Source organism: Saccharothrix sp. NRRL B-16314 (genome assembly GCF_000716595.1).
Taxonomy (GTDB): domain Bacteria; phylum Actinomycetota; class Actinomycetes; order Mycobacteriales; family Pseudonocardiaceae; genus Actinosynnema.
This window is the reverse complement of the sequence record NZ_JNXC01000009.1, coordinates 73,490-97,597: the sequence shown is the minus strand read 5'-3', so window position 1 is coordinate 97,597 and position 24,108 is coordinate 73,490. Positions and strand designations below refer to the sequence as shown.

Genomic DNA, 24,108 nt, shown 5'->3' with positions numbered 1-24,108 from the left:
AGGTGGGACAGTCAGCGGGACCCGCCCTCCCGAGGCGAGCGCTGTCCCACCTGTCCCACCTGTCTCGCCATAGCGGTTGACCAGCGATTCCTAGGTGGGACAGCCTGCGGGACACCTGTCCCACCTGCCCCACCCCGGTACCCGCCCTCCCGAAGCGGGTGCTGTCCCGCCCCCGGAGTTGCCGGCGGCACCCCGCCCTCCCGAGCCGAGCGCTGTCCACCTGCCGCTATAGGCCGCAGCTCCCCTAGAGCGGGCACCTCTACGCACTCTCACCCTTGTGAAATGACCCGTTAATACAATCTGGTGATCACCTCCTTATTGGTGTTGAACTCAAGACGCTGGGGACAGGAACTAGCGGGGCCCACAACCCTTCATGACCTTCAATGCTTACAGAAGCAGTTTCGTCTACGACCCACCCCAAGGCTTGCATTGGAGCCTTGAGGGAATTGCGCCCAACAAAAGCCTTGACAAATGTTGGATGGTGAGCAAACGTCACATCCTCAAAAGTTGCCCCCAAGATAACCACATTACCAAAGTATGCAGGTCCGTTGAAGACGGTGCCACGGAAGGATGCGGCCTCAAAAATCACTGAACCGAAGTCCGCTTCGCCGTCGAATCTAGTTTCATTAAAACTTGCAACGCCTCGAAACGTTGCATCCCCGAAGTTCGACTCGCCTTTAAACCTGGCTTGTGTAAAGCCCGAGTCGCCATCAAATTCTGCGGCTTCGAACCATGCAACACCCTCAAAAAGAGCGCCCTGAAAATTACATTCACTGAAGAGTGCGCCAACAAACTCCACACTTCCACTAAATACTACGTTGACAAATATCGCCCCTGAAAGCCTGCACCCGCTCAAGTCTAAATCGATCAGAGTCGCACCTGTAAGATCGAGGTAAAACTCCCCATCCCAGTAGCGAGATACAGAGTGTCGCCTCTCCAGTCGATACCTTTCCATTCGAAGGTGATCGGCTATGATTCGCTGAGCCGTCATGCGAACCTCACGCTCCTGGATAACTTCTTGATATTCTTGCCTCAAGACCTTATCGATAGCGCCTGCCGCCAGTTCGGCCGATTCAACCGGGAAGCTAACACTTGGCTGCATGAATGGCATTCGAAGGTACGCGCACAGCATGCTAATTACCGTTTGACGATGGTCCGGGTTTCCATCAGCTAGGCGTTCTAGTGCATACATTGCACCAAGTCGGATCGATGCCTTATCAGAGCCAAGCTGCTCAACAGATTTACTATAAAGTTCGGTAATGCGCCGCTCGACGGCATCTTTCTCAGTATGACGAAACTCATCTCTTCGCTGATCTAGTTCGAGTTCTTGCGTACGCTGTCGGCGTGCAGTCAGATACAAGGCAAATAATCCGCCTCCGCCGATCGCTGTTGCTGAAGCCACCTTAACCGCGTCGAGACGCATGGAAATGAGTTCTTTGCCTTGAATTCCCTGGCGTCCGACCCACCACCACAAAGCTAGACCGGTCGCAGCGGTAAACAACATGACAACAATGGCCACTACTAGCATGGCCCAACGAGGTAGGAGAGACTTTTCCCTAGCCTTGAAGGCAGAGATTCGACCGTCGAGCGAAGGGGGCATACCTACATTATCGCGCAGCAGGCCGTTCTTGCTACCGAAGGGGGGGCGACATCGGCACGTTGAAATCCGGCACGCCTGTTGCTTGTCCGACGAAGCCGCAGCAGCTGTCTCCCCAGGCGGACGCTGTCCCACCCCACTGATCTAAGAGCGCTGTAACAGTCGGGGGCGTGTTGAAGCTCCTCTTGCTCTACACGCTTGTCTGCGCTCGATCCCGGCGTTCACGGCAGCGGGCGGACCGATCTCTGCACAGGGTCCTACGCGTAGCGCTGAGACGGCCGCAGAGCGGTGCGCGAGCCGCGGTTGATGGGTTGGGATACCCCTGTGAGCACAGCAAGCGAGTCACCACGTCGCCCTGCTGACCCTCCTTGCTGTTACAGCCGCTTGCACTTGGCTGACCGGCGCGCCCAGCAGTCGGTACGACGCCAACCTGTGCCAAATACGGGCCAAAGTAGCTCTTTAAAACAAGATCACTTTACTGTTTATGCTGGTAGAGCGCTCGACTCAATGGGTAGTCACACCGCCCTCCGGAGGCGGGAGCGCAGGTTCGAATCCTGCCGGGGGCACATCGTTCGACCACTACGAAAAGGCCCTTGACCCGCGTGAACGCGGTCAAGGGCCTTACTCGTCTGTCCGGGCCGAATACGGGCCAAAGTTCCAGCCGCCCGGTCGGTGCCCGAGAGCAGCGTCAACCCGCTGCCTGACCGCTGCCGCCTCACCGTCGAGGCACTTGGCGTAGATCTTGAGCAGCACCTCCACCGAGTGCCCAGCCCACTCCACGACCGTCACCGCGGCCACTCCCCCGTTGAACCACGTCGATACCCCTCAGCTCCGGTGGACAAGTCAAAATTGGGCGTGACGCTGAGACGACCGTAGAGCGCCTGTCCTCAGACGGATGGGTAATCGGCCTGGAGCACCCCCGCGCTCAGGGCCGACGTGAAGGCACCGTGATCAACTCCAAGCTGCTACAACCGCTTGTGCAGTGGCACCGAGCCCGAGGGGCCGCCCGGCGGAGTGCTCTCCCGCGGCGAGTACTGTCCGGCCTGTCTCACCAGGCGGCATCCGCCCTACCGCGGTGGTGCCGTCTCACCCGCTTCCCGATGTGAGCCGGCTTGAGTGGTCCTCAAAAGTGATGAGGAGGACCGGTAACACGAGCAGGTGGGTAGACGACTTCCCCGATGGGTGACTACGACCGGAGGCATCGTGTCCTTACGCACTTACCTGTTCGTCGCGGGCGGGCTGATGGTCGTCATCGGATTCCTCGGGCTCGTTGAGCACGTCACCATCGTCCCCAGCAGCAGCAACGTTGGCGAGTTCACATGCGGGACCGGGTTTGTCAGAGGTCCCGGTGGCCAGCCGGTCGAATGGGTGGACAAGTGCGATGCCGCAACATCGGCTCGCCGCATGTGGGCCTACCCGCTGTTGGGAGTCGGGTTGCTCATCGCCATGGCCGGCTTCGTCGACCGCGATAAGAGGAAGACCAGCGGCGGAACAGCACGCGCAGCCTAGGCACACCGACCTACCAGGCCGCAGCAACCCGCCCTCCCGAGGCGGGCACGGTATCCATCCCAAGACGCTGTCGGAGGCGGGAGCGCAGGTTCGAATCCTGCCGAAGGCACATCGTTCGACCACTACGTAAAGGCCCTTGACCAGCGTGAAGGCGGTCAAGGGCCTTACTCGTACATCCGGCCGTGTCCGGTCGTATCCGGCGCTCCACGGCTGGTTGCGCCGAGGGCGTTACGCGCCGCCGGACTGTCGACCTGCATCGTTCAACCCTCCGATCGTCGGTCCCGGTGTCCGCCGAAGGCTGTAATCATTCCGCGTTGCGTGGACTGGGGGACCACTCCACGCAACCAACCCTGCATCGTTAGGAAACGAACATGGCGAACAGCCTTCGGCGTCGCGCGGTCCGCGTGTCGCTGCTCGCGGTCGCGACCGCATCGGGGGTGGCGGGACTCGCCGTCCCCGCCCAAGCCGAACCGGCGCAATCCGCGGCCATCCTGCGGGCCGCGCCCGGTCAGGCCCCGGTGAAGGACCGGTTCGTGGTGGTCTTCAAGGACGCCGCGGTGGGAACCGCAGCTGTCCGGACTTCCGCGGACGACATGCTTCGAGCACACGGCGGGCGCATCCGCCACACCTACGACAGCGCGCTGCGCGGCTTCTCCGCGGACATGTCGGAGCAGGCCGCACAGGCGATGGCGAAGAACCCGAACGTCGCCTACGTCCAGCAGGCCTACGAGGTCAAGGCTTCGGAGACCCAGACGAACGCCACCTGGGGCCTGGACCGCGTCGACCAGCGGGACCGTCCACTCGACAGCACCTTCACCTACCCCGCCAACCCCGGCCAGGGCGTGCGGGTGGTCGTGATCGACACCGGCGTCAACGCGAGCCACACCGAGTTCACCGGCCGCATGGCCGCCGGGTACGACTTCGTCGACAACGACTCGAACCCCAGTGACTGCAACGGCCACGGCACCCACGTGGCGGGCACGGCGGCGGGCCGGACCTACGGCCTGGCCAAGGCCGCGACCATTTCCGCGGTCCGCGTGCTCAACTGCCAGGGCAGCGGCAGCAACGACGACATCATCGCGGGCATCAACTGGGTGAAGAACAACGCGCCCCGCCCCGCGGTCGTCAACTACAGCATCGGCTGCTCGCAGCGCTGCTCGGACCCGGCGACCGACCAGGCCGTCACGGACCTGATCGCCAGCGGCGTGCAGTTCGTCCAGGCGGCGGGCAATTCCAACGACAACACGTGCTACTACAGCCCGCAGGCCGTCAGCGCCGCCATCACGGTGGGCAACTCGACCAGCACGGACACGCGCTCCAGCTCCAGCAACTGGGGCAGCTGCGTCGACATCTTCGCGCCGGGCACGAGCATCACCTCCGCCTGGCACACCAGCACCACCGCCACCAACACCATCACCGGCACCTCGATGGCCTCGCCCCACGTGGCGGGCGCGGCGGCGGTCTACCTCGGGCAGAACCGCACGGCCACCCCGGCCCAAGTCCACAGCGCGCTGGTGAACAACGCGTCCACCAACAAGCTGACCGGCATCAACACCGGCTCCCCGAACCGCCTGCTCTACACGGCGTTCATGAACGGCACCACCCCGTCGCCCACGTGCGCCGCAGTCAGCAACGGCACCAACGTGAACATCCCGGACAACACCACGGTCTACAGCAACATCGGCATCTCCTGCACGGGCAACGCGTCGGCGAGCAGCACCGTCACCGTCGACATCGTGCACACGTACCGCGGTGACCTGGTGATCGACCTGGTGGCGCCGGACGGCAGCGCCTACCGCCTGAAGAACTCCAGCTCCAGCGACAGCGCCGACAACGTCTACGGCACCGCGACCGTGGACCTGTCCAGTGAAGCGCGCTCCGGAACGTGGCGCCTGCGGGTGCAGGACATCGCCTCCGGCGACACCGGTTACCTCAACAACTGGACCCTTCAGCTGTGAGGTGACGCCGCTGCGACGCAGCGGTCAGGACACACGTGAAGCGCTCGGTCGGGACCACCCGGCCGGGCGCTTCACCTTGACCTCGGGCCGAGGTGCGATCCGGCCCATCTCGCACGGAACCTCTGCCGCTCCGGCCGGCGCGGCGGTGGCGCCGCCCCGGCACACGCTCACGGTGAGGCGTCGGGTCGTGCGCGGAGCCCGTGGAGCGCAAGGTCTACGCAGTCCTCCAAGAAGTTCGCGTCGAGGTGCTTGGGAGTGACGAGCAGCCGCAGGTAGATCTGGCCGTAGACGAGTTCGGCGGCGCGGAACGGGTCCACGTCCGCGGTGATCTCGCCTTGGTCCTGCGCCAGTCTGATGCGCGCCTGGACGGGTTCGCTGGAGGGCGCGATGAGCTGTTCCCAGAGCTGCCCGGCCAGGTCACGGTCGTGCTGGGCCTCGCCGATGAGAGCGGCGAGCAGCGGCAGCGAGTCGCTCACCATGCCCCAGGTCTCGGTGAGCATGAGCACCAGGTCGGCCCGGAGGTCCTCTGTGGACGCCGCCTGCGCGCTCATGTGGGGCGTGTCCCTCAACCGCGAGACGTAGGCATCGAGGACGACCGCGCCTTTCGACGGCCACCACCGGTAGATGGTCCGCTTGCCCACCCCTGCGCGGGCGGCGATGCCCTCGATGCTCACCCCGGTCCAGCCCTCATCGCGGGCGAGGGCCAACGCCGCTTCCAGGATCGCCTTGGTCGACTCGGGATTGCGCCGGGCTGGATCGGGGCTTCGCTCTGCTCGCACGGCCGTGATGGTACCGGCCGGGAGACGAACCGGATCGTGTTGCCCGGATGGCCGCCGGAGCGTACTGTCGCGATCCGATACGGTTCGTCTCCCCGAGGGGATCGTCATGAGAACACAATCGGTGGTGGGCGGTGCGGTCGTGACGGCGGCGCTGTCCATGCTGGTGACCGGCGCCTGGGCGTGGGTGAGCCCGGCGAACTTCGCCGAGTGGGCGAACTGGCCGAACCACGTCCACTTCCTGCACGACGCAGGCGTCTTCCAGATCGGTATCGGCCTGATGCTGCTCGTGGCGCTGTGGTGGCGCGACGTCCTGGCCGTCGGGCTGGCGGGCTTCCTGCTCACCAACACCCTCCACGCCGTCAACCACGCGATGGACCTCGACCTGGGCGGCCACGCCTCCGACGCCTGGCAGCTGCTGGTCCTGTCGACGGTGGCCGCGATCGGCCTGACCGCCCGGTTGCGGGTGACGCGGCGGCGCGATCCGGCAGCGGAGAGCACCGCATGAGGGTGTTGCTCGCCGGGGCGACCGGCGCGATCGGGTCCGTGCTGGTGCCGCGGCTGCTGCGGGCGGGTCACGAAGTGCTCGGGCTGACCAGGTCCGCTGCCGGCGCCGCCCGGTTGTCGACGTGCGGCGCACGTCCGGTCATCGCGGACCTGATGGACCGTGACGACCTGCTCGGAGCGCTAGATGGCGTGGCGGCGGACGCGGTGATCCACCAGGCGACCGCGATCACCGGTGTGCCGCTCTTCCACCGGTCCCTCCACGCCACGGACGACCTCCGCGAGCAGGGCACGACGAACCTGCTGGAGGCCGCTCGGGTCATCGGGTCGGGGCGCTTCATCACGCAGTCGTTCTTCCTCGGCTATGGCTACCGGGACCACGGCCCGGACCCGCTCACCGAGGAACATCCCTTCGCCGAGCCGACTGGCCACCGGGCGACGGACAGGCACATGCGCTCGATGCGCGCCAACGAGGACCAGGTCCTCGGCGCGTCGGGGATAGCGTTGCGCTACGGCATGTTCTACGGCCCGGACCCGATGACCTTGAAGCTTGTCGAGCTCACCCGCCGACGCCTGGTCCCCGCACTGCGCGGCGCGGGGACCGTACCGCCGATCCACCTCCACGACGCCGCTTCCGCCACTGTCGCCGCACTCGACCGCGGGCGCCCCGGGCAGGCGTACAACATCGTCGACGACCACCCCGTGGACTTCGGGGACTACATCAAGGCGATGGCCGAGACCGCAGGAGCCCCGCCCCCGCGTTCGGTGCCCGGCGGGGTGCTCAGGGCTTTGCCCTACCTGTACGCGCTCATGGTCGGCACTCGCATCCGCCTCGCCAACGCCAAAGCCAAGCACGAAATGGGCTGGGCTCCCGCCTACCCCGGCATCCGCGAAGGACTCGCCGCGATCCAGCCGGGCGCACGATAGCCGTGGGCCGCCACCCGGCGGCAACATCAACAGCCGCGACCGTTGACCGGGCCGGTGGTCGCTGCCCCACGCTGCCCTTCACCGCCGTCCGGACCGGAACCCCGATGGTGCCATGATCGCTGCGGCGGCAAGGGTCCGAACCCGTGCGCTCAGGGGTTCTCGATCCGCGCGAGCTTGTCGGGGTTGGTGACCGAGTAGACCCCGCACACCTGGTGGCTGTCGGGTGTCAGGTCCAGGACGAGGACGGCGAGGGGCGATCCCTCGTCGAACAGCACCGCGGAAGGGTCGCCGTTGGCCCACCGGTGGCGGATGGCGAAGTTGTCGCCGACGCCGGCCGCGACGGCCAGCAGGGTGCCGGCGACGGCGTCCCGGCCGTGGATCGGCCGCAGGCTGGTGGCCGGTCCCTTCCCGCCGCCGTCCGTCCACAGCGTCACGTCCGGCGCGAGGAGCTGGAGGAGTGCTTCCATGTCACCGCCGAGCGCGGCGGACAGGAACCGCTCGGTGACCTCGCGGCGCAGCCTGGGGTCGGCGTGATAGCGCGGACGGCGGGCGTGCACGTGTTCGCGCGCGCGGTGTGCGAGCTGGCGTACCGCGGCGGGGCTGCGGCCGAGTATTTCGGCGATCTCGGTGTGGGGGTAGCCGAACACCTCGTGCAGCACGAAGACGGCGCGCTCTGCCGGGGTCAGGGTTTCCAGTACCACGAGCAGCGCCATCGACGCGGAGTCGGCGCGGACCGCCGCGTCCGCCGCGTCGCTTCCGCCGCCGGTGTCCGCCGGCGCGGTGATCACCGGTTCGGGCAGCCACTGCCCGACGTAGGTCTCCCGCCGCCGGTCGATCTCGACGCGCTTGGCCAACGCGTGGTTCACCGCGATGCGCACGAGGTAGGCACGCGGGTTGTCGACCTGCCGGGCGGCGGGCCGACGGGTCCGGGCCGCCCAGGACAGCCAGGTCTCCTGCAGCACGTCCTCGGTGTCCGCGACGCTGCCGAGGATGTTGTAGACGACCGAGAACAGCAGTTCCCGGTGGTCGACGAACACCCGGGTCGCGTGGTCGGTGGCCGCGTGCACGGGCTGCTCGGTCATGGTGGACGCCCTCCTCTGCCGGTTCCCGTCATGAGAGGTGCGTCGGCGGCGCGAGTGTGACGCGGTCGCGATGATTGTGATCTACGCCTCCAGGACCGGCTGCCCGTGTCACACCCGGAGCCCCGACCCGCCTCTTGGGTCACGTGACGCCGAGGCGGCCCGTCTCGGCACCCCACACCCAGGAGGACCGATGCGTACTGTGATCCGTGGTGCACGGGTGTTCGACGGTGGGCGGACCATCCCGCGCACCGACGTGCTGATCGAGGGAGACCGCATCGCCGAACCCGACGGCCGCCCGGCCGACGTCGAGGTCGACGGCTCCGGCAAGACCCTGCTTCCCGGTCTGATCGACGCGCACACGCACACCTTCGACGGCAGCCTGGCCCAGGCGTTGGCCTACGGCGTCACCACCGAGTTGGACATGTTCTGCCTGCCCGGCAACCTGTCCAGGCAGCGGGAACTGGCCGCGGGCGACGACGTGGCGGACCTGCGCAGTGCCGGGATGCTCGCCACCGCCCCCGGCGGGCACCCCAGCCAGCTGATGGAGGGGTTCGACGCCTCGACCCTGGAAGCGTTCGGCGATGCCGTCGGCGGGTTCGACACCATCGCCGATCCCGGACAGGCCAGGCGGTTCGTCGAAGCACGACTGGCCGAGGGGATCGACTACCTGAAGATCGTCGTCGACGACGGCGCGGTGCACGGCGCCCGGCTTCCCGCGCTGACGCCGCAGGTGGTGGCCGCGCTCGTCGAGGCCGCCCACGACAACGGGCTGCTCGCCATCGCCCACGCGATCACCGCGCGGGAGGTGGCCGTCGCCCTGGACGCCGGGGTCAACGGCTTGGCGCACGTGTTCGCCGACGCGGGACCCGAAGACCCCGTGGGCTACGACCTGGCCGCCCGGATCGCCGCGCAGGGCGTGTTCGTCGTCACGACCCTCGCCTACTTCGAGGCGATCACCGGGCAGACGGGATCGGCCGACCACGCGCTGCCCGGCTGCGCCGAGAACGCCGTCCACGCCGCCCGGATCCTGCACCGAGCCGGCGTGCCGCTGCTGGCGGGCACCGACGCCAACCCGTTCGCCCCCGTGCACGGTGCCGCCGTGCACCGCGAGCTCGCACTGCTCACGGAGGCCGGGCTCGGCAACGAGGAAGCGCTCGCCGCGGCCACCTCCGTGCCCGCACGGCACTTCCGGCTGGCCGATCGTGGCCGCGTCGCACCGGGGTTGCGCGCCGACCTCATCCTCGTCGACGGCGACCCGACCCGGGACATCGCCGCCACCGCCGCGATCGCCGAGGTGTGGCGCCGCGGCGTCCGCCAGTCCCGGTAGCACCGCGACGGCGTTCGAGGTCGCGGCCCGCCTGCCTGGCCGGGTGCGGCGGTGAGACGCGGTCACCGTCGTCGGGGTGGGGGTCGGGCACCGGGCGCCTCGGGTGCGAGTGACGTGGGAGGCGTCATCGCGTTCGAGGCGCCTGGATCACGTCCGGCTCCGGGCCTGCCACCGCTCACGCGGTCTGGTGGCCGGCCACGCGCGTCAGTTCGAGCTTGGTCTCGTCCTCGCTGCCGGGGGCGGCGGTGTAGACGACGATCTTGAGGTCGGTGTCGGTGTCGACCAGGACGTCGCAGTCCGCGGTGATGTCGCCGAGGACGGGTGGCCGATCGTCTTGCGGTCCTCGGCGTGGCCGCCGACGGCACCCGGGTTCCGCATCTGCGGGAAGCGCGAGTTCCCGGCAAGGGTGCTGCGGATGTGCTCGGCCAGTCGCGCGTCGGCGGGGTGGCTGTCCACGACGGACGGCCCCGCTCTCACCCCGCCCTCGCCCGACCAGCGCTCTCGCCCTACCAGCGCTCCCGCAGCCGCCGACGCCGGACCCGGGTTCGACCGACGCCGTGGGCCGGACCGGCGTCGGGCGGACACGGGTGGAGGGGCATCTGGTTCTGGGCACCCTGCCGGACGACCTCGTCGGCTCGCCGGCGCAGGTGTGCGACCGGACGTGGCGATCTCGCTCCCGACCGTCGAAGGGCAGGTCACCAGGAACCGTCAGGCGGCTTCGGCCCGGTCGGCGAGCAGGCCTCGGAGCTTGGTCAGCGCGCGGTGCTGGGCGACGCGGACCGCGCCGGGCGTCGTCGACAGCAGGTCGGCGGTCTCGTCGGCGGACAGCCCGACCACCACACGGCAGACCAGGACGTCCCGCTGGGAATCGCTCAACACGTCGAGCAGCTGCGCCAGCTTCCGCCGCTCCTCCGCCCGCAACGCCACCTGCTCGGGTCCGGGCTCGGCGTGTGCGCCGTCCGGCAGGTCGGCCATCGGGGTCGTCCGGCCGTGGCCTGCCTTGCGGTAGAAGTCCGCGACCTTGTTCGCGGCGATCCCGAAGACGAACGCGGCGAACCCCCGCCCCTGATCGCGGTAGCGCGGCAGTGAGGTCAGGACCGCGAGGAGGACGTCCTGGGCCACGTCGTCAGCCGAGGCGGAGGCCGTGACGTTGTTGCCGACGCGTCCTCGGCAGTAGCGGATCACCCGTGGCCGCAGCGCGGCCAGCAGGTCGTTCGTCGATCTCCGGTCTCCTCCGGCGGCAGCGCGGGCCAGGCCGTCGAGGTCGACACCGGAGTCTCTGTGACAGGTCACCCGAGGCCCCCAATGAGCGTTTCAGCGATTGTCGTGTTGACGTACACATGCAAGCATCTCTTGTGTACACAGTCAACAATCTTTACGCCGGATGGTAGGCTCACGACCGTTCCGGTGAGAGGTGGCGCATGTCCGAAGACGCTCTGGTCACAGCCGCGGAGATCGCGCGCCTGGCGAACGTCGGCCGGGCCGCGGTGAGCAACTGGCGCAGGAGGCACGCCGACTTCCCGGAGCCGGTGAGTTCCGGCGGATCACCCGCGTTCCGCCTGGACGAGGTCGAGCGCTGGCTGCGGAGGCAGGGCAAGCCCGTCGGCGGCCACCCGGCGGACGCCCTGTGGCTCGCCCTGGACGCCGGCCGGGGCGACGCGGACCCGGTGGACCTCGTCGCGGACATCGCGACCCACCTGCGCGACCCCGACTCCGCCGAGCCCCCCGAGCAGGTCCGGGACCTGCTCGACGACCTGGCCGACTTCTCACCCGACGAGCTCATCGAGTCACTGGCTGGGCGCGCGTTCGAGCGACAGCAGCGCCAGCACCTGGTGACACCGGCCGGCCTGGCCCGGCTCATGGTGGCGCTCGCCGCGCCGGTCACCGGCACCGTGTTCGACCCGGCGTGCGGACCGGGCAACACCCTGCGCGCCGCGAGCGAGGCCGGCGCAGCCCGACTCGCCGGGCAGGAGATCAACCCTGCCCTGGCCCGGCTCGCCCGCGCCCGGCTCTCTCCCGGACAGGACCTCCACGGGCAGGAACTCCCTGGGCGAAACACCAACGAACCGGACACCAACGGGCAGGACACCGCGTACGCCGCCGTCGACATCGAGGCCGGTGATGCGCTGCGCGCCGACGCCTTCACCGGGCTCCAGGCCGACTCGGTGGTGTGCGACCCGCCGTTCGGCTATCGGGACTGGGGCCACGAGGAGCTGGGGATCGACCCTCGGTGGGAGTACGGCTTCCCGGTGAAGGGCGAGCCGGAACTCGCGTGGGCGCAGCACTGCCTCGCACACGTGAAGCCGGGCGGCATGGTGGTGCTGGCGCTCCCCGCCGGCGTGGCGTTCCGCCGGTCGGGCCGGGCGATCCGGCAGGCGATGGTGCGGCGCGGCGTCGTCCGGGCGGTGATCGCGCTTCCGGCGGGGGTGCTGATGTCCACCGGCATCCCGATCCACCTGTGGGTGCTGCGCAAGCCGGACGCCGGCGGCGTCGGCCCGGTGCTCCTCGTGGACGTGAGCCACCACCAGCCGGCACGCCGTGGCCAGGTGGACTGGCCCGCGCTGAGCGACGAAGTGCTGGCGGCCTGGCGCGAGTTCCGCGAGACGGGGTCGGTTTCCGAACTGGCCGGCAGGCAGCGTGCCGTCGAGTCGATCGATCTGCTGGACGAGGACGTCAACCTCATGCCCGCCCGGCACCTCCCCCAGCCCCAGTCGACCCTCGACCCCCGTGCGCTCGACCGCGCCCGGCGTGATCTCACGCTCCTGCTGGACGAGTTGGGCGGGCTGCTGCCGGAGTTCCACGGGACGACGCCGGGCACCCGCGCCACCACGACGGTCAACGACCTCGCCCGCGCCGGCGCGCTGGTCGTGCGCCACCGGATGGGACCGCTGCCCACCGACGAGAACGGCGTCGGTCCGCTGGTGCTGACCGGCCGGGACGTGGCGACCGGCGGGGAACCCGTCGCGCACTTCGTCGGCTCGGAGGACGACGACCCGATCCGCCTGCGCCCCGGCGACCTGGTGGTGCCGCTCGTGGCGGCGGGCGACGGGCGGCCCCGGACGCGGGTGATCGACAGCGACGACCTGGTGCTCGGCCCCAACCTGCAACTCATCCGGGTGGACCCGAGCCGGTTGGACGTCCACTTCCTCGCCGGCCAGATCCGCGCGAACACCGGCCCCCGCACCGGCGGGACGACCGTCTCGGGCGTGCACCGGGTCGACGTGCGGCGGACCGAGATCCCCGTGCTCGCCCTGGACCGGCAACAGCGGCTCGGAGCCGCGTTCCGGCGACTTGAGGCGTTCGAGGCGGGACTGAACCGCGCAGCCGCGCTGAGTGCGGACCTGACCCACCAGTTGACCGAGGGACTCGCTCGCGGCGCCGTGGAGCCACCCGAGTAGAAACGTCCTCTGCTCCACCGACGACATGCTTTGCGTTGTGCCAAACCCCTGAGGGAGATTTTGTGAGCAGCACGCACACGAAGCTGGCAGGCTTCATCTGGTCGGTGGCCGACCTGTTGCGCGGCGACTACAAGCAATCCGAGTACGGCAAGGTGATCCTGCCGTTCACGGTGCTGCGCCGACTCGACTGCGTGCTCGCGCCGACCAAGGACGCGGTGCTGGAGCGCAAGGCCAAGCTGGCCGAACAGGGCGTGCAGAACCTCGACATGCTCAAGCGCGCCACCGGCGGGCTGAGCTTCTACAACACGTCGAAGCTGGACTTCCAGTCCGCGGTGCGCGACCAGGACAACGTCGCGAGCAACCTCAAGTCCTACGTCGGGGCGTTCTCCGAGAACGCCCGGGAGATCTTCGACGCCTACGAGTTCACCGCCCAGCTGGGTCGCCTCGACGCGGCCGGCCTGACCTACCAGGTGGCCTCGAAGTTCGCCGAGATCGACCTCAGCCCGGAAGCGGTGGACAACCACCAGATGGGTTACGCGTTCGAGGAGCTGATCCGGCGGTTCTCGGAAATCTCGAACGAGACCGCCGGTGAGCACTTCACGCCGCGCGAGGTCATCAAGCTGATGGTCAACCTCCTCCTCGCGCCGGACGAGCAGGACCTCGTGACACCGGGCGTGGTGAAGACCGTGCTGGACCCGGCGTGCGGGACGGGCGGCATGCTCACCGCCGCCGAGGACTTCATCCTGGAGCACAACCCGCAGGCCAAGGTCGTGCCACACGGCCAGGAGCTCAACGCCGAGTCCTACGCCATCTGCAAGTCCGACATGATGATCAAGGGCGAGAACGCGTCGAACATCAAGCTCGGCAACTCGTTCAGCCAGGACAAGCACTACGGCAAGACGTTCGACTACCTGCTCGCCAACCCGCCGTTCGGCGTGGAGTGGAAGAAGGTCAAGGACGACGTCGAAACCGAGGCGAAGATCGGCTTCGCCGGCCGGTTCGGCGCCGGGCTGCCGCGCATCAACGACGGCTCGCTGATGTTCCTCCAGCACATGGTCCACCACATGAAGAAGCCGGAGCAGGGCGGCTCGCGCCTCGCGATCGTCTTCAACGGCTCACCGCTGTTCACCGGTGCCGCCGAGTCGGGCGAGTCGAAGATCCGGCAGTGGATTCTGGAGAACGACTGGCTGGAAGCCGTCGTCGCCCTGCCGGACCAGCTCTTCTACAACACCGGAATCTCCACCTACTTCTGGATTCTCACCAACCGCAAGGACGAGGCGCACAGGGGCAAGGTGATCCTGCTCGACGCGCGGGAGCACTGGTCGAAGATGCGCAAGTCGCTGGGCGACAAGCGCAAGGTCATCCCGGACGAGGACATCGCCAAGTTGACGGCGTTGTACGGGGAAGCGCTGACCGCCGCCGAGGACGCCGACCACCCGATGCACGAGAAGGTGAAGGTCTTCGCGCCCAGGGACTTCGGCTACCACCGGATCACGGTGGAGCGGCCGTTGAAGCTGCGCTTCGAGGTGACCGAGGAAGCGCTGGCGGAGCTGGAAGTGGCCAAGCCCCTGGCGAAGTACGAGAGCCGGGAGAAGCTGATCACAGCGCTGCGCGGGCTGGTCGGCCGTCCGGCCGCGTTCCGCAAGGTCGACTTCGCGAAGACGCTGAAGGAAACGCTGGTCCCGCTCGGCAAGCTACCTGTCGGGGTGGACAAGGCGGTGTGGGGAGCGACCTCGGTGAGCGACCCCGAGGGCGAGTTGCAGACCGACAGCAAGGGCAACCCGGTCCCCGACCCGGACCTGCGCGACAACGAGAACGTCCCGCTGGACGAGGACATCGACGAGTACATGGCCCGCGAAGTCCTGCCGCACGTGCCGGACGCCTGGGTCGACCACACCAAGACCAAGGTGGGCTACGAAATCCAGTTCACGCGCTACTTCTACAAGTACGTACCGCCGAGGCTACTTGAAGAGATCGACGCCGAGTTGAAGGACCTGGAAGCCCAGATCCAGCGCCTGCTGAGCGAGGTGACGGAGTGACCTGGAACTACATCCCGCTCCGACATGTGACGCACATACTAAATCGCGGAACAGCGCCAGATTATAGCGATGACGGCCCAGTTCGAATGGTAAGCCAAGCAGCAAACCAGGAGTCCGGCCTGGATTGGAACCGCACTAGATTCCATTCGCACATCGGAGACGCCCGGAAGATCAAAGGGTACCTGCAGCCGGGGGATTCCCTGGTGAACTCGACAGGCACGGGCACCCTCGGCCGTATTGGCTGGTTCGACTCCCCTCCAGATTCGCGCCCATGCGTCGCAGATGGACACGTTACGGTCGTCCGGTTCGATCCACGCCAGGTGGAACCGCGATTCGGCTACTACTATTTGAAGAGCGAATCCTTCCAAAAGCTGATGTTCGAAACCTTGATCACGGGCGCGACAAACCAGATTGAACTTAGTCGCGAGCGCATGCGTGCTACACCTATGCCGGTGGCCGCCCTGGACGAACAGCGGCGCATCACAGAATTCCTTGATGCCCAAGTAAGCCACATAGATCAAATCGCTATAGCGCATTCCAATGTGCGCAAACTGCTCACCCAACGAAGGATTTCAGCAATAAGTGAGCTAATTTCCGGATCCTCCACTTCTTCGCGCAAGCCATCGGAAATCGCTTGGCTGGACTCGATTCCCACAAATTGGGAATCAGTGAAACTTGCATTCGTGGCGAAGATCGGAAGCGGACACACTCCCAGCCGGTCTCGCCCCGAATGGTGGACGAAATGCGATATTCCATGGATTACCACCGGCGAGGTCGCCCAAGTTCGCAATGATAGAAAAGAAACCATCTTCCACACGCGAGAAAATATCAGTACCATCGGCCTCGCGAACAGCGCCGCAGAATTGTGCCCCACAGGCACCGTCGTACTGTGCCGAACGGCGGCGTCAGCAGGTTTTTCTGCTGTGATGGGAGCCTCGATGGCTACTAGCCAGGACTTCGCTACCTGGATATGCGGACCTAAGTTGGAACCGTACTACCTACTTTGGTGCCTGCGCGCGATGCGCACCGACCTACTGCAGCGCTTGGCTACGGGATCAACACACAAGACGATCTACTTTCCCGACTTGCAGTCGCTCCGCATACCACTGCCGCCTTTGAGTGAGCAGCGGGAAATTGTTGCGAATATTCGCGATGAGAATGACCGAATTGACCGCCTGATGGACGCCGTAGGCCGGCAACTCGCTCTGCTTGCAGAGCGCAAGCAGGCGCTAATCACTGCAGCCGTCACCGGGCAACTCGATGTGAAAACGGCGCGGCCCGAGACAAAATAGTCCGAAGGGTGCCGCGCCTGAATATACCAGGCGCGGCCCATGGTCGATCAGCCGTCAAGACGACCGGTGCTCACGTCGTACAGGAAGACCGCCAAGCGAGCCGGACCGAAACGCAACGTCGGCCCGGTGGGATTCTTCGAGTCCCGAACCATGTTCAGTGTGTGCGCCAGTTCGACGCAGCTCGACTCTTCACCGGATCGGGACGACTTTCTCCAACGTGGCTCTTCCATTACTCCCACTCCTCACTTGACATGCTTTGCAATGAAAGCGGCACTCTTCTCTGGAGTCATCGCCCGCTCGCCGGTTTCCACAGCGATCGCCCGGTATTCCTCTACGTCGTTCTCGTTGTAGAGGAATGTTCCAGACCGGTGGTGCTCCAGATGAACAATCGGTGGATCATCCTCGAACTCATAGACGATGAACGGTCCCATCCGGCTTGGATGCCACTCGTGCCCCAGCGGCACGACCCTGATGGTGACCGTCTCAGCTTCTGCCATAGTCAGCAAGTAACGCAACTGGTGGTTGCGCACGGTGGGCGAACCAATGCAGTAGCGGATGGCCTTCTCACCGACCAGCGCTGTCAACTGCAAGGGCCTCACGGCCCGAGTGAGCACGTCGCGACGTCCGACTCGCAGCGCTACACGGGCATCGAGGTTGGGCAGGTCGCTGCGCCGACCGAGGATGGTTCTCGCGTAATCACCGGTCTGCAGAAGTCCAGGGATTACGTCAGGCGCCCAGTCTGTAGCGTACTTGGCGGTGCGCTCGCACTCCAGCACAACCGCCAGTTGTTCGGTGACGCCCGGTTGTCCAATCGTAAGCCAGTCCTGCTCGCGCGCGTGCTCTGTCAACTCCCGAATGCGATGGCGTTCGACGTCGGGCACGCAGAGCACTTGCATCAGCACGTCAATCTGAGACACCTTGGGTATAAGTTTCCCATTTGTCCACAGGCTGATCGTGCCGTGAGAGACCCCGACGCGCTTCCCCAGTTCGCGCACCGGAAGCCCTGAGTCGGTCACCAACCGGCGCAGCGCTACCGCGAGTGCACGGGTACGCGGCGTACCAGCAGATTTGCCCACGATCAGCACCTTACGCACAGCTCACCGTCACCACACCGCCACTCGATCAGGGCGGAGTGCTTGCGTCTACTAGACGACACTGGTCTAGTAGACGATGTCACCTCGTTGGTCAAGTCGCCGACCCCTCGGACATCGGCCACTTTGCTTCGGCCGCCTTGCGGTCGCTCCCTTCAGCCACCCACTGCCGAATCCACCGGGAACCGCCGTGATCACCACCGATGACCTGGACCTCTCCGTCGGCCTGCGCCGCTGGCCCGCGCTGCGCTCGCTGCTGCGGATGCGCGGCTCCGACTGGCGGTGGCTCCGACCGCCGCTCGACGACGACGGCAACCCCGTGGAGCTGCACGGCCTGCGCGCCTGGCCCGACTCCCCCGTCGTGGACGCGATCCGCATCCGCATGGACACCGACGTCCTCGGCGTTCGCGTCGACTGCGAAGGCGGCCTGCTCTGGTATCGGGAGGGCGACCTCACCAGCGTCGTGGACGCCCTGCTGGAGCTGCCCGCGCCGTGGGACCCCGGCGCGCCACGCCTGGTCATCGGCAGCGCACCCGACCACACCACCCATCACTGATGCGACCGGGTGTGCGGCCTAAGACTGGCACTCCCCCGAGTACGTGCTGTGCCTGCGCTTCAGGCGGGCTGCTTGTGTTGCAGTGCTTGGCGATGGGCTCACCGCACAGGACGATCAGCGGTCGAATCGGCCCGTGCGCGCGCTGTCCGGGAACACCGACGGCACCGGACGTGCCGAGCCGGGCGGGGCGATCATGAGCATCCGGCCTCGGGTTGGCGGCGACGCGTCGACGTGGTGGGACGACCACGACACGGGCACGGGTGGACGGCCCCGACCCGGGACACGCGTGCTGATGCGCGACGGACGCCGGGGCACCGTGCAGCCGTACGAGGGTTGCTGGAAGTCGTGCGCGTTCCCGGTGCTGATCGACGGGACGGGCCAGTCGCTGATGGTGTCGACCTCCGACCTGACCGTGCTGGTGTCCGGTGGCGTGCCCGCCGGCGCGGTCGAGGACGCCAGGTGACCGCCGTGCCCGGGGGAAGCCGAGCCGTGGGCGCGGAGCGCGGATCGGGCCGGTCACCGGGGTTGGCAGGACCTCCGCACCCCTGCCGTCCCCTCGCCCACCCCTGTGAACCAATGGAACGCACGAAGGAGCAATGGACATGACCAGCCCCGACGATCAGCCGCCGACTTCGGTTCCCGGGCCGACGCTGCGCAGCCGCCTGCTCGGCGCCGAACTGCGCCGCGTCCGTGAGGCCGCCGGATTGACCGTGCCCGAGTTCGCCGCCCTCGTCGGCCAGGAACCCGACACGGTGCGGCGCCAGGAGGGCGGTGTCAGCGCCCGCCTCCCGGACCTCGCGTCGCCGGAGCCGGAGGTGCGGTGCCCGTGGGGCACCCTGGCCACCGGCGTCGTCAACGCGTTGTGCCGCAACGCGAACCGAATCGACATCTTCGCACCGTTGGGCATCCACCCCGCCCTCGAACGGCTCGGACCGGACCGCTGCACCGCCTACGTGCTGGAAGACGCCGTTGTCTACCGGCACGACGTCGCCGTGCGCCTGATCCGGCGCGGTGCAGGCCTGTACCCCGGCATCGAGCACCACCCGCTGACCCGCTTCCGCCTGCCCGCCGGCTTGGCGGTCGTCCTCTACCCCTACGTGCACGCGGCGCACTTCACCGAGGAACAAGCGCACCTGCTGGCCGCCGACAGGCTGTTCGAAGAGCTGGCCGAGTTCACGGGCACCACGTACCCCGCCTGATCCCGGTGGAAGAGAAGCTTTGGCAGGAGTACCTGGAACGCCTCCTGCGATCCCGACAGCGTGTGGTGAACGCGCCGACGACCGTGCGGGAGGCATGACGGGGGCGCAGGGCCGGGTCGTAGGACACTCGAGCCCTGGTCGGCGCGGTCACCGCGCCTGGTCGGCAGCTCGGCGCGGCAGTCGAGCGACTTCCCGTGATCGCGTGAGCACCAGGGGCGCGGCGCGTGGCCTGCACCTGATCACCACAGCTTCCCGGTGGCGAGCCGCAAAGCCGGGGAAAAATCCCTGCGGTGCAAGGAGAAGGTGTGCGAGCACGCACCGCAGCGTCTATGTTCCAACGAAAATCCCACGGTTGCCGGGCGGAATCCCTCGTCCGTGCGGGATCGATCGCGGTGCGCGGTCGATGGTGGTCGGGCGTTGTACCTGGTCGAGTGATGAACTGCGAATGGTTGTTCGATTAGTTTGGGGGTATGGATGTTTCGCCTGTGCTGCTGACCGAGGACGACGTGTTCACCGCCGTCGCGGCGGTCGAGGCGTCCGCGCGGGCGTTGCACCGGCGGCGGTTGGAGCTGTTGGCGCAGGTGTTGCGGTGCGGCTACGACCTGGATGCGTACCGGCGGTTGGTGCGGGCGAATCCGGTGGAGGTGAAGCAGTGGGTCGTGCAGGTGGAGTTGTTCCTGCCGTCGACCACGCCCATCGGGCAGTCGTTGCCGCCCTTGCACCGGGTCGCCGGGGCCGGTTTGGCGGAAGGGGACTTGTCGGACGGTCATCTGCGGGAGTTGACGCGGGCGTTCACGACACTGAAGTTGCCGGACTGGTCTGAGGAAATCCTGGTCGAGGCGGCCGGGTCGGTGGAGCCGAAGGTGGTCCGGCAGCTCGCCGACCGCATCCGGGACCGGATCGCGCAGGACTCGGTGGACGAGTTGCACGAGCCTGCGGCGGAGTCGGCGGACGTGCTGTACGTGCGGGATCTGCCGGGTGGGCGGGTGGAGTTCTGGGGTGAGGTGTCGGCGGAGACGGGGGCGCGGTTCACCGCGATGCTGGAGCCGTTGGCGACGCCTCGGCCGGAGGGGCCGAAGGACCGGGCGCACCGGTTCGGTGAGGCGTTCGCCGACATCGTGTCGCTGGCGTCGCGGTCGGGGGATCTGCCGTCGGAGGCCGGGGAACGCCCGCACATCAGCGTGACGGTGGATCTCGAGACGTTGCGGCGCGGGGTGGGGCATGCGGTGCTGGACGGTGACCGTTACGTGAGTGCGGCTCAGGCTCGGCGGATCGCGTGCGACGCGAAAGTGATCCCGGTGGTGATGGGTGGCGGGTCCGAGGTGCTGGACCTGGGGCGGACCAAGCGGACGGTGAGTGTCGCGCAGCGCAAGGCACTGCACGCCCGCGACCGGGGATGTGCCTTCCCATCATGCACCCGGCCACCGAAGTGGTGTGACGCGCACCACGTCACATTCTGGGCCGACGGAGGCACCACGGACTTGGACAAACTGACCCTGCTGTGCCGCACCCACCACTCCCTCATCCACCACTCGCGGTGGCGAATCGTCATGACCGGCGGCGTGCCGACGTTCATTCCGCCGCGTCACGTCGACCCGGCCCAAAGGCCTCGGCAGAACCTCCTCCACCGACCACCGATGCCCATCGCGGCCTGACACCCACATCGCACCGGTCCGCCCGTAACGCGGAGGCGTCCGGGTGCGACGTGTTGTGACGTGCGGTTCGCGGCCCGTCGGTCGGCACCCCGACAATGGGACCCGATGGGCCGGCAATGGCCGTCACCACCGGGGAGGAAGTGCGCATGGGCGTGCACACGGAGCGGGCGTTCGAGGATGCCATCGAGGCGTCCCTGATCGCTGCCGGGTGGGAGCGGGGGCGGCGCGACGACTACGACCGGGAACTCGGTCTGGACACCGAGCAGCTGGCCGCCTTCGTCAACGCGACGCAGGCGGACGTGTGGAACCAGCTCAAGGTGCACTACGGCGACAGCCTCGGCGAGGCGCGGCAGCAGTTCGCCCGCCACGTCGCCAAGGAGATCGACAAGCGTGGCGCGGTGGACGTGCTGCGGCACGGCGTGCGTGACCGGGGGCACCTGGTCCGGCTCGCCTACTTCCGCCCCGCGCACACGCTCGCCGACGACGCCCTGGTCCGCTACGAGCAGAACCGGCTGTCGGTGACCCGGCAACTCGCATACTCCGAGCGGGACCGCGGCAAGGAACTCGACCTGGCGCTGTTCGTCAACGGTGTCCCGGTCGCCACCGCCGAGCTGAAGAACCCGCTCACCGGGCAGAACGTCGAGCACGCGAAGGAGCAGTACCGCCGGGACCGCGACCAGCGCGAACCGCTGTTCGCCAGGCGCACCCTGGTGCACTTCGCGGTCGACCCCGACCTGGTGTTCCTCACCACGCGCCTCGCCGGCGAGAAGACGCGCTTCCTGCCCTTCAACACCGGCTCGGAAGGCCCCGGCGAGGACGGCGGCGCGGGCAACCCGCCCGCGGAGCCCGGTCGCTACCGGACCTCCTACCTGTGGGACGAGGTGTGGCAGCCGGAGGCGTGGCTCGACGTCATCCGCCGCTTCGTGCACCTGAGCGAGGGCGAGCCGCTGCGCGGTGGCCGCAAGCCCGGCCCGCACGCCCGGAACCTGATCTTCCCCCGCTACCACCAGTGGCACGCCGTGCGCAGCCTCGTCGAACACGCCGCCAGGCACGGCTCCGGGCACAACTACCTGGTGCAGCACTCGGCCGGCTCCGGCAAGTCGAACACCATCGCGTGGCTCGCCCACCGGTTGTCCAACCTGCACGGGGCGGACAACGAACAGGTCTTCGACAAGGTCGTCGTGATCACCGACCGGTCGGTGCTGGACCGGCAGCTCCAGGACACGATCTACCAGTTCGAGCACCGCGCGGGCGTGGTCGCCAAGATCAGCGACAAGGCGGAGGGCTCGAAGTCCGAGCAGGTCGGCACGGCGCTGGCGGGCGAGACGACCAAGATCCTGATCGTCACCCTCCAGACCTTCCCGTTCGTGCTGGAGAAGGCCGACGGCCTGCGCGGGAAGCGGTTCGCGATCATTGTCGACGAGGCGCACTCGTCCCAGTCCGGCGAGTCGGCCGCCGCGCTCAAGCGGGTGCTGACCAAGCTCGGCAGCGACGACATCGACGAGGACCACGACCCGCTCACGGCGGCGGCGCTCGCGCGCGGACGGCACGAGACCCTGTCCTACTTCGCGTTCACCGCGACCCCCAAGCCCAAGACGCTGGAGCTGTTCGGGGTGCGGACGGGCGACACCGTGCGCCCGTTCCACATCTACTCCATGCGCCAAGCCATCGACGAGGGCTTCATCCTCGACGTGCTGCGCAACTACGTCACCTACAAGACCTACTGGCGGCTCACCGGAGGGGACGACGGCCGCGAGGTCGACGAGCGCAAGGCCGGCGCCGCCCTGGCGCGGTTCGCGGTGCTGAGCCCGGCCAGCCTGGAGCAGCGCGCCGAACTCATCGTGGAGCACTTCATCAAGCACACCCGCGGCCGGTTGGGCGGTCGGGCCAAGGCGATGGTGGTGACGCGCTCCCGCGAGCACGCGGTGAAGCTGTTCCGCAAGATCCGGGACTACGTCGACATGCGCGGTTACGAGGGCTGCGGCGCGCTCGTCGCGTTCTCGGGCGAGGTGAAGGTGGACAACCTCGACTCCGACACCGTCACCGAGCACTCGATGAACGGCTTCAGCGAGGCGGCGCTGCCCAAGGCGTTCGCCTACACCCGCGCCGACGACGAGAACGCGGCGGCCAACCCCAAGCCCGAGTACCGCCTCCTCGTGGTCGCGGAGAAGTACCAGACCGGGTTCGACCAGCCGCTGCTGACCACGATGTACGTCGACAAGTCGCTCAAGGGCGTGGCGGCGGTGCAGACCCTGTCGCGGCTCAACCGCACCCACCCGCGCAAGGGGCAGGACGACCTGTTCGTCCTCGACTTCGCCAACGAGGCCGAGGACGTCCAGCAGGCGTTCCGGCCGTTCTTCGAAGCGACGATCACCACCCCGACCGACCCGAACCTGATCTACGACGCGCAGCGGGCGGTGATGGACCACCAGCTGCTCGTGGAGTCGGAGATGGAGGCGTTCGCCACCGAGTACGAGCGGGCGCAGCAGCACGCCGGAGACCAGACGAAGTGGGACCGCGCGCACGCGGAGCTGTACCGGCACACCGACCCGGCGCGTGACCGGTTCGCGCAGCTGCTCGACGACGACGCCGAACGGGCCGAGGAGTTCCGGGCGGCGCTGCGCGACTACGTGCGCAAGTACGGCTTCCTCGCCCAGGTCGTCGGTTTCACCGACCGCACGCTGGAACGGCTCTACGTCTACGGGAAAATGCTCCTGCCGAGGCTGAAGCGCCGACAGGACCCTGGCATCGACCTCGGCCAGGTCGACCTCACCCACCTGCGGATCGGCAAGACCGGCGAGCACGACCTCGCGCTCGACCCCGAGGGTGAGCAGGTGCTCCCGGGGTTCACCGGGGACGGCGGCGGTGGTCAGCACGAGCGTCCCGTCGCGTCGCTGGCCGAACTGATCGCCGAGCTCAACGAGCGGTTCGGCAGCAACCTCGGGGAGAGCGACATCGTGCGCGGCTCGGCGGAAGCGGCGATGGCCGAACCGCAGGTGCGGGCCGCCGCGTTCGCCAACGACGAGGAGAACTTCGGGCACGTCTTCGACGAGGTGTTCGAGGACAAGCTGTACGAACGGATCGAGAACGACACCAAGGCGGTGCAGAAGTTCGCCGACGACCCGCAGTTCAACTCGGAGCTGAAGAGCATCGCCCGCCGCTACGCCTACGAGTCGCTGCGCCGGGACGTGGCCTGAT

The 24,108-nt window shown here is 67.6% G+C and carries 19 protein-coding genes; 13 read left to right on the top strand and 6 right to left on the bottom strand.

What is annotated here, in order from left to right:
- Positions 1–307 precede the first annotated feature (307 nt).
- Positions 308–1,519: a pentapeptide repeat-containing protein gene (locus OQ02_RS42440; RefSeq protein WP_197043373.1), complete on the bottom strand. Its 1,212-nt coding sequence runs from the start codon at positions 1,517–1,519 to the stop codon at positions 308–310.
- A gap of 1,281 nt (positions 1,520–2,800) precedes the next feature.
- Between OQ02_RS42440 and OQ02_RS16760 the strand changes: the two genes are divergently transcribed.
- Positions 2,801–3,106 (top strand): hypothetical protein, encoded by a 306-nt coding sequence (locus OQ02_RS16760; RefSeq protein WP_156077092.1) that lies wholly within the window; start codon positions 2,801–2,803, stop codon positions 3,104–3,106.
- Positions 3,107–3,477: 371 nt separating this feature from the next.
- A complete protein-coding gene (locus tag OQ02_RS16755; RefSeq protein WP_033439376.1) occupies positions 3,478–5,064 on the top strand; it encodes a S8 family peptidase in 1,587 nt (528 codons plus the stop codon).
- A 167-nt stretch (positions 5,065–5,231) separates the two neighbouring features.
- Here OQ02_RS16755 and OQ02_RS16750 read toward each other — a convergent pair whose 3' ends face one another.
- The gene (locus OQ02_RS16750; RefSeq protein WP_033439375.1) at positions 5,232–5,843 is read right to left on the bottom strand and encodes a TetR/AcrR family transcriptional regulator; all 612 of its coding nucleotides are present in this window, start codon (positions 5,841–5,843) and stop codon (positions 5,232–5,234) included.
- A gap of 106 nt (positions 5,844–5,949) precedes the next feature.
- On the opposite strand from OQ02_RS16750, the gene OQ02_RS16745 reads away from it, so the two are divergent.
- Together OQ02_RS16745 and OQ02_RS16740 are read left to right on the top strand one after the other, a co-directional pair.
- Positions 5,950–6,348 carry a hypothetical protein gene (locus tag OQ02_RS16745; protein ID WP_033439374.1) on the top strand — a complete coding sequence of 133 codons (399 nt, stop codon included), beginning with the start codon at positions 5,950–5,952 and terminating at the stop codon, positions 6,346–6,348.
- Positions 6,345–7,271 carry an NAD-dependent epimerase/dehydratase family protein gene (locus OQ02_RS16740; RefSeq protein WP_033439373.1) on the top strand — a complete coding sequence of 309 codons (927 nt, stop codon included), beginning with the start codon at positions 6,345–6,347 and terminating at the stop codon, positions 7,269–7,271. The genes OQ02_RS16745 and OQ02_RS16740 overlap by 4 nt, the downstream gene beginning before the upstream one ends.
- A 149-nt stretch (positions 7,272–7,420) precedes the next feature.
- Here the strand turns inward: OQ02_RS16740 and sigJ are convergent, their stop codons facing one another.
- The gene (gene sigJ / locus OQ02_RS16735) at positions 7,421–8,353 is read right to left on the bottom strand and encodes an RNA polymerase sigma factor SigJ (RefSeq protein ID WP_033439372.1); all 933 of its coding nucleotides are present in this window, start codon (positions 8,351–8,353) and stop codon (positions 7,421–7,423) included.
- A 190-nt stretch (positions 8,354–8,543) separates the two neighbouring features.
- Here sigJ and OQ02_RS16730 point away from each other — a divergent pair, with 190 nt between their 5' ends.
- Positions 8,544–9,680, top strand: coding sequence for an amidohydrolase family protein (locus OQ02_RS16730; protein ID WP_033439371.1), 1,137 nt, complete (start codon positions 8,544–8,546; stop codon positions 9,678–9,680).
- A gap of 708 nt (positions 9,681–10,388) precedes the next feature.
- On the opposite strand, the gene shbA is transcribed toward OQ02_RS16730, so the two are convergent.
- Complete coding sequence (gene shbA, locus OQ02_RS16725) at positions 10,389–10,973, bottom strand: RNA polymerase sigma factor ShbA (protein ID WP_051772419.1); 585 nt, start codon at positions 10,971–10,973, stop codon at positions 10,389–10,391.
- A 128-nt stretch (positions 10,974–11,101) separates the two neighbouring features.
- Here shbA and OQ02_RS16720 point away from each other — a divergent pair, with 128 nt between their 5' ends.
- From OQ02_RS16720 to OQ02_RS42435, 3 genes are all read left to right on the top strand, one after another.
- A complete protein-coding gene (locus OQ02_RS16720; protein ID WP_033439370.1) occupies positions 11,102–13,078 on the top strand; it encodes an N-6 DNA methylase in 1,977 nt (658 codons plus the stop codon).
- 62 nt (positions 13,079–13,140) lie between these two features.
- A complete protein-coding gene (locus OQ02_RS16715; protein ID WP_033439369.1) occupies positions 13,141–15,117 on the top strand; it encodes a type I restriction-modification system subunit M in 1,977 nt (658 codons plus the stop codon).
- Entirely contained in the window at positions 15,114–16,409 is a 1,296-nt protein-coding gene (locus OQ02_RS42435; protein WP_231500073.1) for a restriction endonuclease subunit S, read from the top strand. The genes OQ02_RS16715 and OQ02_RS42435 overlap by 4 nt, the downstream gene beginning before the upstream one ends.
- Positions 16,410–16,456: 47 nt before the next feature.
- Here OQ02_RS42435 and OQ02_RS42430 read toward each other — a convergent pair whose 3' ends face one another.
- Entirely contained in the window at positions 16,457–16,639 is a 183-nt protein-coding gene (locus OQ02_RS42430; RefSeq protein ID WP_081915707.1) for a DUF397 domain-containing protein, read from the bottom strand.
- Between the two features lie 12 nt (positions 16,640–16,651).
- Positions 16,652–17,494 carry a helix-turn-helix domain-containing protein gene (locus OQ02_RS16710; RefSeq protein ID WP_231500072.1) on the bottom strand — a complete coding sequence of 281 codons (843 nt, stop codon included), beginning with the start codon at positions 17,492–17,494 and terminating at the stop codon, positions 16,652–16,654.
- A gap of 196 nt (positions 17,495–17,690) precedes the next feature.
- Between OQ02_RS16710 and OQ02_RS16705 the strand changes: the two genes are divergently transcribed.
- The 5 genes from OQ02_RS16705 (at position 17,691) to OQ02_RS16685 (ending at position 24,107) form a co-directional block, all read left to right on the top strand.
- On the top strand, positions 17,691–18,056 hold the full coding sequence (locus tag OQ02_RS16705; RefSeq protein ID WP_231500071.1) for a hypothetical protein: 366 nt from the start codon (positions 17,691–17,693) through the stop codon (positions 18,054–18,056).
- A gap of 133 nt (positions 18,057–18,189) precedes the next feature.
- Positions 18,190–18,519 carry a hypothetical protein gene (locus OQ02_RS16700; protein ID WP_033439368.1) on the top strand — a complete coding sequence of 110 codons (330 nt, stop codon included), beginning with the start codon at positions 18,190–18,192 and terminating at the stop codon, positions 18,517–18,519.
- 139 nt (positions 18,520–18,658) lie between these two features.
- The gene (locus OQ02_RS16695) at positions 18,659–19,255 is read left to right on the top strand and encodes a helix-turn-helix domain-containing protein (protein WP_156077091.1); all 597 of its coding nucleotides are present in this window, start codon (positions 18,659–18,661) and stop codon (positions 19,253–19,255) included.
- A 470-nt stretch (positions 19,256–19,725) separates the two neighbouring features.
- Positions 19,726–20,910, top strand: a complete 1,185-nt coding sequence (locus OQ02_RS41005) for an HNH endonuclease signature motif containing protein (RefSeq protein ID WP_081915705.1) — start codon at positions 19,726–19,728, stop codon at positions 20,908–20,910.
- Between the two features lie 146 nt (positions 20,911–21,056).
- Positions 21,057–24,107 carry a type I restriction endonuclease subunit R gene (locus tag OQ02_RS16685; protein WP_033439456.1) on the top strand — a complete coding sequence of 1,017 codons (3,051 nt, stop codon included), beginning with the start codon at positions 21,057–21,059 and terminating at the stop codon, positions 24,105–24,107.
- The last annotated feature ends 1 nt before the right edge of the window (position 24,108 follow it).

What these genes read in the sequence shown, in the direction of transcription:
- OQ02_RS16755 (WP_033439376.1), top strand. Translation starts at nt 3,478, where the DNA reads ATGGCGAACAGCCTTCGGCGTCGCGCGGTCCGCGTGTCGCTGCTCGCG.
- OQ02_RS16745 (WP_033439374.1), top strand. Translation starts at nt 5,950, where the DNA reads ATGAGAACACAATCGGTGGTGGGCGGTGCGGTCGTGACGGCGGCGCTG.
- OQ02_RS16740 (WP_033439373.1), top strand. Translation starts at nt 6,345, where the DNA reads ATGAGGGTGTTGCTCGCCGGGGCGACCGGCGCGATCGGGTCCGTGCTG.
- sigJ (WP_033439372.1), bottom strand. Translation starts at nt 8,353, where the DNA reads ATGACCGAGCAGCCCGTGCACGCGGCCACCGACCACGCGACCCGGGTG.
- OQ02_RS16730 (WP_033439371.1), top strand. Translation starts at nt 8,544, where the DNA reads ATGCGTACTGTGATCCGTGGTGCACGGGTGTTCGACGGTGGGCGGACC.
- OQ02_RS16720 (WP_033439370.1), top strand. Translation starts at nt 11,102, where the DNA reads ATGTCCGAAGACGCTCTGGTCACAGCCGCGGAGATCGCGCGCCTGGCG.
- OQ02_RS42430 (WP_081915707.1), bottom strand. Translation starts at nt 16,639, where the DNA reads ATGGAAGAGCCACGTTGGAGAAAGTCGTCCCGATCCGGTGAAGAGTCG.
- OQ02_RS16695 (WP_156077091.1), top strand. Translation starts at nt 18,659, where the DNA reads ATGACCAGCCCCGACGATCAGCCGCCGACTTCGGTTCCCGGGCCGACG.
- OQ02_RS41005 (WP_081915705.1), top strand. Translation starts at nt 19,726, where the DNA reads ATGGATGTTTCGCCTGTGCTGCTGACCGAGGACGACGTGTTCACCGCC.
- OQ02_RS16685 (WP_033439456.1), top strand. Translation starts at nt 21,057, where the DNA reads ATGGGCGTGCACACGGAGCGGGCGTTCGAGGATGCCATCGAGGCGTCC.